The sequence below is a fragment of the Cyclobacterium salsum genome (genome assembly GCF_010119245.1).
GTDB lineage: Bacteria > Bacteroidota > Bacteroidia > Cytophagales > Cyclobacteriaceae > Cyclobacterium > Cyclobacterium salsum.
This window is the reverse complement of record NZ_WNKG01000005.1, coordinates 379202-393309: the sequence shown is the minus strand read 5'-3', so window position 1 is coordinate 393309 and position 14108 is coordinate 379202. Positions and strand designations below refer to the sequence as shown.

General features: G+C 43.5%; 18 protein-coding genes. All 18 read right to left on the bottom strand.

Annotated elements, in window-relative coordinates; translation table 11 throughout:
• Positions 1-80: 80 nt before the first annotated feature.
• The 18 genes from GJS45_RS10975 to rplO all read right to left on the bottom strand — a co-directional run bounded on the left by GJS45_RS10975 (position 81) and on the right by rplO (position 14068).
• A complete protein-coding gene (locus GJS45_RS10975; RefSeq protein WP_162341836.1) occupies positions 81-1295 on the bottom strand; it encodes a hypothetical protein in 1215 nt (404 codons plus the stop codon).
• Positions 1296-1431: 136 nt separating this feature from the next.
• Positions 1432-2310, bottom strand: coding sequence for a cysteine synthase CysM (gene cysM / locus GJS45_RS10970; protein WP_162341834.1), 879 nt, complete (start codon positions 2308-2310; stop codon positions 1432-1434).
• Between the two features lie 11 nt (positions 2311-2321).
• Positions 2322-3158 carry a serine O-acetyltransferase gene (locus GJS45_RS10965; RefSeq protein WP_162341832.1) on the bottom strand — a complete coding sequence of 279 codons (837 nt, stop codon included), beginning with the start codon at positions 3156-3158 and terminating at the stop codon, positions 2322-2324.
• Between the two features lie 13 nt (positions 3159-3171).
• Positions 3172-3753, bottom strand: coding sequence for a hypothetical protein (locus tag GJS45_RS10960; protein ID WP_162341830.1), 582 nt, complete (start codon positions 3751-3753; stop codon positions 3172-3174).
• The gene (locus GJS45_RS10955) at positions 3734-4021 is read right to left on the bottom strand and encodes an FtsB family cell division protein (protein ID WP_162341828.1); all 288 of its coding nucleotides are present in this window, start codon (positions 4019-4021) and stop codon (positions 3734-3736) included. Before GJS45_RS10955 ends, GJS45_RS10960 begins: the two co-directional genes overlap by 20 nt.
• 75 nt (positions 4022-4096) lie before the next feature.
• Positions 4097-5272 carry a carboxypeptidase-like regulatory domain-containing protein gene (locus tag GJS45_RS10950; RefSeq protein ID WP_162341826.1) on the bottom strand — a complete coding sequence of 392 codons (1176 nt, stop codon included), beginning with the start codon at positions 5270-5272 and terminating at the stop codon, positions 4097-4099.
• A 243-nt stretch (positions 5273-5515) separates the two neighbouring features.
• Positions 5516-6793, bottom strand: coding sequence for a phosphopyruvate hydratase (gene eno / locus GJS45_RS10945; protein ID WP_162341824.1), 1278 nt, complete (start codon positions 6791-6793; stop codon positions 5516-5518).
• Positions 6794-6813: 20 nt separating this feature from the next.
• Positions 6814-7905 (bottom strand): glutamine-hydrolyzing carbamoyl-phosphate synthase small subunit, encoded by a 1092-nt coding sequence (gene carA, locus GJS45_RS10940; protein WP_162341822.1) that lies wholly within the window; start codon positions 7903-7905, stop codon positions 6814-6816.
• 127 nt (positions 7906-8032) lie between these two features.
• Entirely contained in the window at positions 8033-8686 is a 654-nt protein-coding gene (rplQ, locus tag GJS45_RS10935) for a 50S ribosomal protein L17 (RefSeq protein ID WP_162341820.1), read from the bottom strand.
• A gap of 6 nt (positions 8687-8692) precedes the next feature.
• Positions 8693-9682: a DNA-directed RNA polymerase subunit alpha gene (locus GJS45_RS10930; RefSeq protein WP_162341818.1), complete on the bottom strand. Its 990-nt coding sequence runs from the start codon at positions 9680-9682 to the stop codon at positions 8693-8695.
• 31 nt (positions 9683-9713) lie between these two features.
• Positions 9714-10319, bottom strand: coding sequence for a 30S ribosomal protein S4 (rpsD, locus tag GJS45_RS10925; RefSeq protein WP_162341816.1), 606 nt, complete (start codon positions 10317-10319; stop codon positions 9714-9716).
• A gap of 18 nt (positions 10320-10337) precedes the next feature.
• Complete coding sequence (rpsK, locus tag GJS45_RS10920) at positions 10338-10736, bottom strand: 30S ribosomal protein S11 (RefSeq protein WP_014020645.1); 399 nt, start codon at positions 10734-10736, stop codon at positions 10338-10340.
• A gap of 15 nt (positions 10737-10751) precedes the next feature.
• Complete coding sequence (gene rpsM / locus GJS45_RS10915; RefSeq protein WP_162341814.1) at positions 10752-11129, bottom strand: 30S ribosomal protein S13; 378 nt, start codon at positions 11127-11129, stop codon at positions 10752-10754.
• A 5-nt stretch (positions 11130-11134) separates the two neighbouring features.
• Positions 11135-11251 (bottom strand): 50S ribosomal protein L36, encoded by a 117-nt coding sequence (rpmJ, locus tag GJS45_RS10910; protein ID WP_014772314.1) that lies wholly within the window; start codon positions 11249-11251, stop codon positions 11135-11137.
• Between the two features lie 53 nt (positions 11252-11304).
• Positions 11305-11523 carry a translation initiation factor IF-1 gene (gene infA / locus GJS45_RS10905; protein ID WP_073095415.1) on the bottom strand — a complete coding sequence of 73 codons (219 nt, stop codon included), beginning with the start codon at positions 11521-11523 and terminating at the stop codon, positions 11305-11307.
• Between the two features lie 2 nt (positions 11524-11525).
• Positions 11526-12299: a type I methionyl aminopeptidase gene (map, locus tag GJS45_RS10900; RefSeq protein WP_162341812.1), complete on the bottom strand. Its 774-nt coding sequence runs from the start codon at positions 12297-12299 to the stop codon at positions 11526-11528.
• A 2-nt stretch (positions 12300-12301) separates the two neighbouring features.
• Complete coding sequence (gene secY, locus GJS45_RS10895; protein ID WP_162341810.1) at positions 12302-13618, bottom strand: preprotein translocase subunit SecY; 1317 nt, start codon at positions 13616-13618, stop codon at positions 12302-12304.
• Positions 13619-13621: 3 nt separating this feature from the next.
• A complete protein-coding gene (rplO, locus tag GJS45_RS10890; RefSeq protein WP_162341808.1) occupies positions 13622-14068 on the bottom strand; it encodes a 50S ribosomal protein L15 in 447 nt (148 codons plus the stop codon).
• Positions 14069-14108: the final 40 nt, after the last annotated feature.

The following is a 14108-nucleotide window of genomic DNA, read 5'->3' as shown; positions in this document are numbered from 1 at the left end:
CCTGCAATTCACATTGTAAACTGGTAGGTTTTTGCAAGCAGCTGAGTATAGTTATCCATGGAAGCTTCTAGCGAAAATTTTCATTTTTTTTGCTTTTTGCGGACCTCGGCGAAAATCCCTTGCAAGGTTTCCCTGTTTGCTTCCAGATCCAGCCCAACCTGGGCTGCAAGGGCTTCCAAATCCGGTTCCTTCCCAGAGTTAAGGTCCGGCATGGCCAAGGCTAAAAATTGATTGATTTTATCCAATTCTTCCTCCGTTTGCGGATCTACCTCTTTTTCGAAAAGTAGTTCCAACGGTAGGAGCTCAATAGGCCTGTTCAGGATCTCTCTGGCTGCCGTCAGCATGGATGGACGTACGTAGATATCTGCGAAGTCCGCTACCTGTATACCCTGTTTTTGAAAAGCAGCGACCAATTTGGCATACCCCTTTTGAGTCATGGCTGTTACTTGCAGAAACTGCTCCTTGCTATCATAATAAGCAACGGCAAAATGGGGTTTATTTTCCCAATTTTTCAAACGCAACTGATAAACAGACTGGGCTCGATCCATTTCAAAATCATCATCGAGCTTATCCAGAACCAAATCCAATTCTTCGATCTCGGTAATTATTAATTCAAGTACTTCTCCGTCGTGTACCGTCAAGGGATAATTTGACCGGCAATATAACATCATGTAGGGGACCGGGTTTTTAGAAACATCGGCCATCAGTTCCTCATCGGAGGAAATGCGGCTATTTAATTCTGTAGCAAAGAAAAAAATATCATCCGTGGAAAAACTCCTATAAGCGGAGAGGGGACCAAAAGCCTGCCAACAGTACCCATTGTACCCGATCAGGTTAAACCAAGACACAACCTCTCCTTGTTTCAAAATGCGGGAAACACCGGTCGAATAAAGCAAATACTGCTCCCCGGTAAAAAGATCTTCCATGGTATAAAAATCGGTCTCCGGGCTTTCAATTATTCTAGAAAAACTAAATTTCCAGGGAGCGGCTGCTTGTTCTTCGAGCCACTTTCGGCCCTGCTCAGGTAGGCGGGCAAGGGCGGCATGTTTTAGATATTTATGGACCAGGCCTCCTTTTTTGAATACCCGGTGCATGATATACTGGGACTTAATCAAATTAACCCAGGCTTTGTCCATACCTTGAATGACATGACGGTACGTTCTCAATCTTTGATCTACTTCTTTCCCCAGTTTATCTTTATCTGCTGCATAATGCAGTAAGAAATCATCCAGTATTTCGGAAGTGAAATCAGAATTTGACTGACAGGCAGCTTTAATTGCGGCATCGTTTTTCATAGTCAGAAAGATAACAGATTCGAAAGATTTGGCCAAGGAATTTTTTAGGTGTAGCCGTTTTCGAATTGCCTACCTTCCCTATTACCAGGATTTAGCGGCAACCGAAAAAATAGAAAACACCTTCATTGAATGGGGTTTAGCCAAATAAATCTGAACTTAGGTATCTGTCTCCCCTGTCGCAGGTAATGCAAACAATCACTCCTTCCTCCAGTGTTCGAGATAACTTTATGGCGGCGTGTAGCGCTCCCCCACTACTCATCCCGGCAAGGATTCCTTCTTCCCGAGCCATTCGTCTGGTCATCTCAGTGGCTTGATCCTGACTCACATCGATCACCTGATCTACGCGGTCCGGTTCAAAAATTTTCGGTAAAAATTCAGGTGACCATCTCCGTATTCCAGGAATACTGGACCCATCTGTGGGTTGGGTACCCACGATCTGAATTTCCGGATTTTTTTCCTTAAGATACCTTGAGACTCCCATAATGGTGCCGGTAGTACCCATTGCGGAGACAAAATGGGTAATTTTCCCGTTCGTATCCTGATAGATTTCCGGACCGGTGGTTTGATAATGTGCCCGGTAATTGTCAGGGTTTGAAAATTGATTCAACATAAAAAACCCCTCCTTGGCTGCCATTTCTTCCGCTAAGGTCCGGGCATATTCAATGGTTTTCTCAGCAGGGGTAAGTATCAGTTCTGCCCCATAGGCCTTCATAGAAAGTATTCGCTCTTTTGTGGAATTATCCGGCATCACCAAGGTCATGTTTACCCCCAACAGGTTAGCTACCATGGCCAGAGCAATGCCTGTATTACCAGATGTGGCTTCGATGAGTTTGGAGCCGCTGCTGATTTCTCCCCGGTCCAGAGCGGCACGGATCATATAATAGGCAGCACGGTCCTTAACAGAACCGCCGGGGTTTTGCCCTTCAAGTTTACAGTAAATCGTTACCCCTGGATTTACCGGGATGTTTTCTAATTTTATTAATGGTGTGTTCCCGATTAACTCAAATAACTTCATAAATAGGATGTTCAGGCATCACTTTTTAATACATAAAAATCTGTAAGATTGGAAGCTCCGTCGTATATCTTAGTTTGGTAATAAATTTTACTTTTTGCGGGAATGCTTTTGGTAAGCCACACATTGCCCCCGACCACACTTCCTTTTCCGATGACCGTATCTCCCCCAAGGATAGTGGCCCCTGCATAAATAACCACATCGTCTTCGATGGTTGGGTGGCGCTTTTTGTCTGCGTCTTCCTTATTTACACTTAATGCGCCCAGGGTTACCCCCTGGTAGATCTTGACCCGATCGCCCACTAAGGTGGTTTCCCCAATGACAATACCAGTCGCATGGTCTATACAGAAAAACCTGCCAATTTTGGCTCCGGGATGTATGTCGACTCCGGTTTTGCCATGCGCATATTCGGTAATCATTCTTGGAATCAAAGCGATACCTAACCGATGTAGCAAGTGAGCAACTCGATAGGCAGCAATCGCATAAAAGCCAGGATAGCAGCGGATAATTTCTGTTTTGGACTTGGCTGCAGGGTCGCCCTCAAACATTGCTTGAAGGTCTTCATGTACCCTTTCAAACACTTCTCCCTCTAATCGATCAAAAAATAAGTCGGCAAGTTTTTCACCATCTCCACGGTGGAGTTCCACATTATTTTTCAGGATTTTTCGAAGTTGTACCTTCAAATCAAAAAATTTCGATTCCAGATTTCCCCTCTCCCGATAGACTTCATGAGCATGCTCTGGAAAAAGCATTCCCAGGATTTCATCAAAAAACCGGTTGATTACTTTGGGGGAGGGGCATTCCGGACAGTGGTTATGGGCTTGGTGTAAGCGGTCTATAAATGAATCCATGCTTCAGATAGCTTTAGAATACAAAACCCACTCTTATAACATATGGTTCATTATAAGGCGATCTTCTGTTGTCGTAGGTAAAATTATACAATAACATAAAGTTCATTCCTCCTCTATCTCCAAAAGGCGTAAAATAGCCTGCTCCTCCCATCAAACCGGGCACCCAGTCGCGGGTAATAAAAACTTCGTTAGTGTTGGGATTTACATTTTCGACTTCCACATTGAGTGCCTCGTATTCGGCATGCAGGAAAAATTTTGGGAGTACATTAAACCTGTTGAATATTCTACCTCCGTAAATATGGGCCTGCCCATTCTGATAAAACCGATTATTCAAATACTGATAGGTCACTCCCAGGCCCGCCGAATACCTGTCTGTTATCATCACGCCTGCCAGGGGAGAAACTTCAACGAAAGTAACGGTACCAAACTGTAGGCTTCCATTGCCCCCAAAATACATTCGTTCTTCCAAGGGTGGGTTGTCTTCAGGGTAGATAACGCGTTGTGCGAGAACGGTTCCTATCGTAGTTGGAGAAAAATAAGTCAGGCAAAAAATGACACCCAGTAATAACAAGCGTTTACTCTTCCACAATAACATAGAGGTCTTCTGTTTTCCGTTTCATCAAATAGCGCTCCCGAGCAAACTTTTCCAGCAGTTCGTAATTGCTCAGCAACGCTTCTCTTTCTGCCTGAATTTTTTCTTTCCGCTCCTGGTAATAGGCTTTTTGATCTTTCAAATCGCTAAGCTTGGAGCGTAACTTGAAATGGCTGATGATGTCATTGCTGTCAATCAAAACCATCCAGACAATGAATAAAACGGTAAAAACGAAGTAGAAGTTTTTGGTGTACTTAAGGTATTTCGCCATTGTCTCCCTGTATGTTTCCTCAAATATAGGAAAACTAATACCAACCTTCCAAAAACGGCTATTCGGTTAATCTTATTATTTGATAAATTCATAATCAATGGGTAACGCATCACCCATTTTCTGCCAGCTCCAATACCCTTCCAGATACAGGGAAAGTGGATTGGACTCCAGGCCGGTAGGATAGATCAAAACTGGGGCTGTTTGGCTCATTATTGAAATTGGATAAGGGGACTTCGGTGCTTGTCCCGGTACAAACGAATTGATGTATTCCCTGCTTACCTTCCCCTTGGTATAGGTGATTTCCAAAAAATCCTCAAACGCTAAGCTAACCTCTCCATCAATGACCTGGCTGTAATCGTTTTCCTTTAAAAGTACTGTATCTACTTTAGGGATTATTTTCGGGAGTGACTCTTTTTTTGCTATCAGCGAAAGAGAGTCTCGGAAAATGCTGAATGCTAAATCTTTGGTGATTTCCAATTGCTGTTTTGCCTCGAGTAGTACCCTTTCCGAAGGCCGATCCGGGTTGGGTACCTGTTTCATTTTTCTGACTTCAAAACCAGCCTCACTAGTAGTGCCGTCTCTGATACTTCGCTTAAAATGCAACCAGGAACCCTGGTAGACCGAAGCCCTGTTTCTTTCCCACCTCCGTTTTTTCATTCTTCCGCCTTCCATTTCCGTGTACCTGGGATAGCCAAGGTAATGGAATCTTTTCTTGTCGGTGTCCAATTCAAAGGAAGTCAACAGGTAATCGATGCGGTATCCCAGTTGGTGGTTTTCTATGGTTAGAAAATCAGTACTGTGAACTTTTAATACAGACTCGTCAAAGTCAATCACCAAAACCTCCGGATTGATGATTTTGCAGCTCAAGGCATACCTGCTATTCCCTAAAAAATGGTATTCAAAGATTCTTAAATTTTCATACCATTCGCTGCTTCTTTCGCCATCCACCTGTAACTCATTCAGGTCGATTGGCTTTTGGTCCATCTGAAAAACAAACCGGGGAAGATTGCCGGAGAAATTATCCGCAAAAACCAGGTTTTCATATCCTACTAAGGAAAGAACCAGTTCATGCTGTCCGGCAGCCATGCTGAGTTCAAATTGTCCCTCTTCATTGGCCACCGTACCTTCTGCCGTATTATTAACAAATACCGTAACAAAGGGCAGAGGTAACTTTGATTCCCTATCCACCACCCTTCCTTTTACGGTAATTTCTTGGGCCATTAAGGGCAAGGCCATCGGTAGTCCTGCCATAAATAACCCTAAAAAAAAGGTAGCAACCCGTTTCTTTATTCCCATACTGTAATAAACCTAAGTATTTGGGAATTAAAAACCAATAACTTTTTCAAAAACCCAAAAAGAAGCAATTCCACGGCAGGGAGGGTGAAGAAAAACAAATGCCTCTTTCGTAAAATAAAAAACCCTTTCAAAGCCAGGGCCTCAAAAGGGTTTTTTCTACGAATGGTATCTTAGACGATACCAACAAAAGGTCTTGCCTTAAAATTTCAACCCTGGATAATAGGCTGAATCACCAAGTTGTTCTTCAATTCTAAGCAACTGATTGTACTTCGCCATCCTGTCGGAACGGGAAGCCGAACCGGTCTTGATCTGTCCGGTATTCAATGCTACTGCCAGATCCGCAATGGTGGAGTCTTCCGTCTCTCCGGAACGGTGAGACATGACCGACTTGTACTTATTTCGGTGACACAAATCCACTGCATTGATCGTTTCGGTAAGCGATCCAATCTGGTTTACTTTTACAAGCAAGGCATTGGCAATATTCTCATCAATTCCTTTTTGCAGTCGTTCTACGTTGGTCACGAATAAATCATCTCCTACAATCTGAATTTTATCTCCTACGGCCTCGGTCATCATTTTCCAACCCTTCCAGTCATCCTCCTGCATGCCATCTTCTATGGATTTGATCGGATATTTATTTACCCATTCGGTCCAGTAGTTGGCCATTTGTTCGGAAGTCAGTTCATCACCGGTAGATTTTTTAAATACATACAATCCTTTTTCCTCGTCATAAAATTCAGAAGAGGCTGGGTCCATGGCTATGAACACATCTTCACCCGGACGGAAACCGGCTTTTTCGATGGCTTGCAATACCACTTCAATGGCCTCTACGTTATTCTTAAGATCCGGAGCAAAGCCCCCTTCATCACCCACATTGGTAGAGAGTCCTTTACTCTTCAGGACAGCCTTCAATTCATGAAAGATCTGTGCTCCCATCCTAAGAGACTCAGAGAACGTAGGAGCGCCGGCGGGCATCACCATAAATTCCTGAAAATCGATGCCATTATCTGCATGCGATCCACCGTTCAGAATGTTCATCATGGGTACGGGCAGCGTATTGGCATTAACGCCTCCGATATAGCGGTATAAAGGTTGTCCTGACTCCATGGCAGCCGCCTTTGCCACCGCAAGGGAAACCCCAAGAATGGCATTTGCTCCCAGTTTGGACTTATTTTTGGTGCCATCCAAGCTAAGCATGATCTGGTCAATTTGGTTTTGTTCAAAGACATCAAAACCAATTAATTCGGGAGCGATTACGTCGTTCACATTGGCAACGGCCTTAAGCACTCCTTTGCCCATGTATACACTTTTGTCCCCGTCTCTGAGCTCTACTGCTTCGTGTACTCCGGTAGATGCTCCACTGGGAACAGCCGCCCTACCAAAAGCACCGTTGTCAGTAAAAACATCTACTTCTACCGTGGGATTGCCCCGGGAATCTAAAATTTGTCTTGCGTGAATGGATTGTATCAATGTCATAACAAAATAAGGTTAATGATTTAGTTCTGAATTAGGGAAATAAATTGTTCAAATAAATACCGGGAATCGTGCGGTCCGGGAGCACTCTCCGGATGGTATTGTACAGAAAAAGCCCGTTTATTTTTCAACTTAATGCCGGCTACCGTTCCGTCATTTAGGTGCAAGTGGGTAATTTCAAGTTGATCGTTTTTGTCTATATCTTCCCGAGTCACCACAAAACCATGGTTCTGGGAGGTGATTTCACTCTTTCCGGTCAGCAGGTTTTTGATGGGATGGTTAAGCCCCCTATGCCCGTGATGCATTTTATAGGTGGAAATATCACAGGCTCTGGCCAAAATTTGGTGTCCCAGGCAAATTCCAAATAGGGGCTTATCCTGTTTCAGGATTTCCTTGGTGGTAGTGACCGCATACTCCATTACTGCCGGGTCTCCGGGCCCATTGGAAAGAAAATAAGCGTCCGGGTTCCAGGTTTCCATTTCGGAAAAAGTAGTCTTTGCTGGAAATACCTTGCAGTAAACCCCCCGATCGGCCAGGCATCGTAGAATGTTCCTTTTGATGCCATAATCCACACAAGCTACTCTAATAGGGGCGTTTTCATCTCCGTAAAAATAGGGTTCACTAGTGGAAACGGTCGAGGATAATTCCAACCCGTTCATATCAGGTACTTTGTCCAGTTCGGTCTTTAACTGATCCAGATCGTCAAATTCAGAACTAATAATGGCATTCATAGCTCCTTTGGATCGGATATGCCGCACTAGTTTCCGGGTATCCACATCTGCTATCCCGGTAATGCCATGCCTTTCCAGGTACTCCTGAAGGGACTCCGAGGCATCTAACCGGCTATAAATTTCGGAAAAATCATTGACGACAATCCCGGAAATCAAGGGACGCACCGACTGCTGATCCTCCTCCACCACCCCGTAATTTCCGATATGAGGCGTGGTATTGACGATGATTTGTCCGGTATAGGAAGGATCCGTATATATCTCCTGATACCCGGTCATTCCGGTATTGAAGCAGATCTCCCCCCCGTTGGTGCCATGGCTACCTACCAGGCTCCCCGTGAAGGCCGTTCCATCTGCTAAAAGAAGGGTGGCTTTTTTTCTGTTCATAGTTATTTTTGATAGGCAAATTTAAGAATTTTCTAAGTAGTAGAAAGCATTCAAAGAAAAGGATATAAAAAAAGGGATTGAACCTAACGGCCAATCCCTGATTTTATCTTTACAAAAGCGACATATCTTATTCAGACTTTTTATCGCCATCCTTTTTGTCGTCCTCTTTTTCTGCTGCGTCCTCTTGCTCAGTGGAGGCCTTCGGCTCTTCTGCGGAGTTCTCAGCAGTGGCATCGGAAGAATCGGATTCTTCATCTGCTGCTGTCTTGGGGCTTTCCTTCTTTTCTGCTTTATCGCTCTCCGCTTTTTCGGATGCCGGCACGTTACCAGTGGATTCTTCGGATTCAGTGCCTTTTCCAGAACCTCTTCTGCTTCTCCGTCTACCGGATTTTTTAGCAGGTTTATCGTCTTTCAACAACAATTCGTTGTAGTCTACCAGTTCGATGATACACATTTCCGCATTATCCCCCAGTCGATAACCGGTTTTGATAATTCGTGTGTATCCTCCAGGACGATTTCCTACTTTTTCTACCACCTCTCCAAAAAGAAGTTTAATCGCTTCTTTGTTTTTCAGGTAACCAAAAGCAACCCTGCGGTTGTGAGTGGTATCCATTTTGGCTTTGGTGATCAGGGGTTCTATGTATTTCCGCAGCTCCTTGGCTTTGGCAAGTGTGGTACTGATCCGCTTGTGTTCCAAGAGAGACTGCGCCATATTCGAAAGCATGGCCTTCCTATGCGAGGCGGTTCTACCTAGATGGTTAAATTTCTTACCGTGTCTCATTATTAATTATTCTTCATCAAGTTTATACTTAGACAGGTCCATGCCAAATGTCAGACCTTTTTCCTGAATCAATTGCTCCAATTCAGCCAGGGATTTTTTACCAAAATTGCGGAACTTCATCATATCTGAAATTTCCAGTTTCGCCAGGTCGCCAAGAGTTTTGACATCTGCTGCTTTCAGGCAATTAAAAGCCCGTACAGACAGGTCCAAATCACTCAGTGAAGTCTTCAGCAACTTCCGCATGTGAAGGTATTCTTCATCAATTGGCTCAATAGCACCACTTCCAGGGGCATCAATAACCATGGTTTGATCGGAAAACAACATGAAATGCTGAATCAAAATCTTAGCCGACTCCTGAAGTGCTTTCTCCGGGTGAATGGATCCATCCGTGGACACTTCCATTATGAGTTGCTCATAATCGGTCTTTTGTTCCACCCGGGTATTTTCAATCCGGTATTTTACATTTTTGATAGGCGTGAAAATCGCGTCTACTGAAATGGTGCCGTAAATTTGCTCCTTGGGCTTGGACTCTTCTGCGGGCAGGTATCCCCTACCTTTATCGACACTAAGCTCAATTTCAAGACTCTTGGAATCATCGAGGTGACAAATGACCAATTCAGGGTTCAACACCTCAAAAGAAGTGGTGAATTTAGCAATATCGCCAGCCGTAAAAACATCCTGATTTTTAACCTCTACCGTGATTTTATTATCAATGGCATCGTGGATCTTTTTAAACCTGACCTGCTTTAGATTAAGTATGATGTCAGTAACATCTTCTACCACTCCCTCTATGCTGGAAAACTCATGAACTACCCCTGGTAATTTGACAGCAGTAATGGCATACCCTTCCAGCGAAGACAAAAGAATCCTTCTTAGGGCATTGCCAATGGTTACCCCGTATCCTTTTTCAAGCGGTTTGAAGGTAAACAGACCATGAAAATCATCTGCTTTTTCCATTACCACTTTCTCTGGCATTTGAAATGCTAATATGGACATATCTTTAATTCTTTTTTTGGAATGTTAATGATTACTTAGAGTACAATTCAACGATCAGCTGCTCCTTGATGTTCTCCGGAATATCTTCCCTTAGTGGAATACTGACAAATTTCCCGCTGAGGGATCCATTATCCCATTCCAACCAGCTATACCTGGTCGTTCCTCTTCCTCTAAGGCTTTCGGTAATCGCTTCCAACGATTTAGATTTCTCCCTGACAGACACCACGTCTCCGGGTTTCAATAAAAATGATGGAATATTTACCAAGTTACCATTAACAAGGATGTGCTTATGGGATACCAATTGACGAGCACCTCTTCTGGTGGGAGCTATTCCCAAACGGTAAACGGTATTATCCAATCGGGCTTCCAAAAGTTGGAGGAGATTTTCACCGGTTACTCCTTTTTTTCTGGAGGCAATATTAAACATGCGTGCAAATTGCCTCTCCAATATACCATAAATGTATTTGGCTTTTTGCTTCTCCATCAACTGAATGGCAAATTCGGACTGCTTCTTTCTTCTTCCTCTTCCGTGCATTCCGGGAGGATAGTTTTTCTTCTGAAGCACTTTGCTTTGTCCTTCAATGGGCTCGCCAAATTTTCTGGCAATTTTTGCTTTTGGACCTCTATATCTAGCCATGCGTATTTTTTCTTTAAATTAAACTCTTCTGCGTTTTGGAGGACGACAACCATTGTGTGGCAATGGAGTCACATCGGTAATGGTAGTCACATCCAACCCCACGTTTTGCAAGGTTCTAATGGCAGATTCCCTGCCCGCTCCCGGACCCTTTACAAATACCTCAATCTTTCTCAAACCAAGATCGTAGGCGACCTGTCCGCAGTTTTGAGCAGCCATTTGAGCCGCATAAGGCGTATTCTTCTTAGAACCTCTGAATCCCATTTTACCAGCAGATGCCCAGGAAATCACCTGTCCTGAATTATTGGTAATGGAAATGATAATATTATTAAACGAAGCTTTGATATGGGCCTGACCCACTGCTTCTACTTTAACAACCCGCTTTTTAGCTTTGGTCTTTTCGTTTCTTTTCTGAGCCATAATCTATGTCAGGATTTATTTAGTCGCTTTCTTCTTGTTGGCAACAGTTTTTCTCTTACCTTTTCTGGTCCTGGCGTTGTTCTTGGTTTTTTGTCCACGGACGGGTAATCCTTTCCGGTGACGCAAGCCCCTGTAACAACCAATGTCCATCAACCGCTTAATACTTAACTGCACTTCAGATTTAAGTACACCTTCTGTCTTGTACTCCTCAGCAATAATATTCCTGATGGCAGTAGATTCGTCATCATCCCACTCCCCTGCTTTCTTATCTAAAGAAATGCCAGCTTTGATAAGGATGGCCCTTGCTGTACTCCTGCCGATACCAAATATATAGGTAAGGCCTATTTCGCCACGTTTATTGTCGGGTATATCGACACCTGCAATTCTAGCCATAGTAATTAACCTTGTCTTTGTTTAAACTTTGGATTCTTCTTGTTGATCACATAAAGCTTCCCGTTTCTGCGGATTACTTTACAGTCAACGCTCCTTTTTTTAATCGATGCTTTAACTTTCATATCACTAATTATTTTCTTTAAATTCTACTCCCAACGGAAACCATTCCGCTACCTTACTTATAACGGTAAACAATCCGTCCTTTAGAAAGATCATAAGGCGACATCTCCAATTTCACTTTGTCCCCGGGTAAAATTTTGATGTAATTCATTCGCATTTTACCGGAAATATGTGCAATTAATTGATGTCCATTTTCAAGCTCCACCTTAAACATCGCATTGGACAATGCTTCAACGATGGTGCCGTCCTGTTCTATTGATGCCTGCTTAGCCATAGTTAACTTTTAAAATTTTCTTTTATGTACCTATGTGTGGTCAATATCTCTGTTTTATCCTCAAAAATGGCTACCGTATGCTCATAATGAGCCGATGGTTTCCGATCCGCTGTCCGGATGGTCCAGCCATCCCTTTCTTGAACTACATTGCGCGTACCCAGATTTACCATGGGCTCAATTGCAATCACCATTCCTTCTCGCAGCTTGGGCCCGCTGCCCCGTTTTCCCCAGTTCGGTACTTCGGGAGCCTCGTGTAGTTGTCGACCCAATCCATGACCTACCAACTCTCTTACTACGGTATACCCTTTGGCTTCGACAAATTTTTGAATGGAATTGCCTATATCACCTACACGCTTACCAAAAACAGCGTTTTCTATCCCCTGATAGAGGGATTCTTCAGTAGCTTTTAAAAGGGCTTGAATTTTTGGGGAGACTTCACCAACAGGGTAAGTATAAGCGGAATCGCTATGAAAACCTTGGTGAAAGACTCCACAATCTATCGAGATTATATCGCCATCTTTCAATTGATACTGACTAGGAAATCCATGAACTACTACTTCATTCACAGAAATACACAGGGAAGAAGGAAATCCATTGTATCCTTTAAAGGAAGGAACTCCATCATGATCCCGTATAAACTCCTCAGCAATTTTATCTAAAAAAGAGGTCTTTACCCCTTCTTTTACATGTCTGGCAACTTCGCCGTGGGCTTTTCCCAGGATCTGTGCACTTTCTTTGATAATTTCAATTTCTTCTTCAGACTTGTACTGTATCATCGTTAAGCCACAGCGAAACTGGAAGGGTCATTTTTCATATTTCCACTTTTCATCATCCCCTCGTAATGCCTCATCAACAAATAACTCTCAATCTGACGAAGTGTATCCAAAATAACCCCTACCATGATCAACAAGGATGTTCCCCCATAAAACTGAGCAAACTCTCCACTTACACCGGCAATAATCGCGAAGGCAGGCATGATCGCTACCAACGCTAATAATATGGAGCCGGGAAGCGTAATCCTTGAAATGATATTATCTATAAATTCAGAAGTAGGCGCACCAGGCTTGATACCGGGTACAAATCCACCGTTCCTTTTCATATCTTCAGCTATCTGTTCCGGATTGACGGTGATGGCTGTGTAGAAAAAGGTGAACAAAATGATCATCAAGGCAAACACCAGGTTATACTGCCAGGAAGTGAAATCACTAAAAGTGGTTCCAATATAAGCAGCGATATCACTGTTTTCAGCCCAAATCTGAGCGATCAATGCAGGCAAAAACATCAGGGATTGTGCAAAGATTATCGGCATCACTCCGGAGGCGTTTACCTTAATCGGAATGTACTGCCGTTGTCCGCCGTACACCTTTCCTCCGACTACCTGCTTGGCGTATTGCACGGGTATTCTCCTAACAGCTTCTGTCAGGGCAACTACCCCTACTACCACAAAGAATAAGATCACGGCCTCCAAGATCAGCAATAGAATACCGCCACCGCCTTTGGATAAACTCTCAGAAATAATGGCTCCTGGTAAGGCTGAAATAATACCAATCATAATCAACATGGAGATACCATTTCCAATACCCTTTTCGGTAATTTTTTCACCGATCCACATACAAAACATGGTGCCGGATGTCAACAGAATCAATCCGGAAGTCATGAAAAGCGTCTTATTGATAACAATGGCCTCATCAGGAATAGTGGCTGTAATATAACCGATACCTTGGGCAAAGGTGATTACAATGGTCAACACCCGGGTAATTTGATTAATTCGTTTGCGACCAGATTCCCCTTCTTTCTGTAGTTTCTGAAAATAAGGTACACCAACAGTCAACAATTGTAGTACAATTGAGGCAGATATATAGGGCATTATACCCAAGCCAAATATGGAAGCCCTACTGAAAGAACCACCCAAAAAGGTATCAATCAATCCGAAAATACCCGTGGCCGCTTCTCCAAGAAGGCTCGGATCCACGCCAGGAAGGACTACAAAGGACCCAATCCTGAACACAATAAGCAAGCCTACGGTATTCAGGATTCTGATTCTTAAATCCTCTATCGAAAAGATGTTCTTTACTGTTGTAATAAACTTTTTCATGAATTAAATCTTATTAACAGATCCTCCGGCCTTTTCAATCGCAGCAATTGCCGAGGCAGAGAAACTGTGGGCACTTACGTTAATTTTGGAAGTAAGTTCGCCCCTTCCGAGGACTTTTACAAGATCTTTTTTAGAAACCAGTCCATTTTGGTGCAGCAAATCAAAATCAATGCTGTCCACATTTAGATTGGTCACCAGTTCCTGTAGGGTATCCAGGTTGATCGCCTGGTACTCCACCCGGTTATGACTCGTAAAACCGAATTTAGGAACCCTTCGTTGCAGGGGCATTTGACCGCCTTCAAAACCCAATTTGGATTTGTAGCCAGACCTGGACTTGGCACCTTTATGCCCTCTTGTAGACGTACCGCCTCTACCGGATCCCTGACCTCGGCCAATCCTTTTCCGGGACTTAATGGAACCCTCAGCTGGTTTTAATGTATGTAATTTCATTTTGAATTTATTTTCGAATGGTCTAACAAACGGAAAGCCG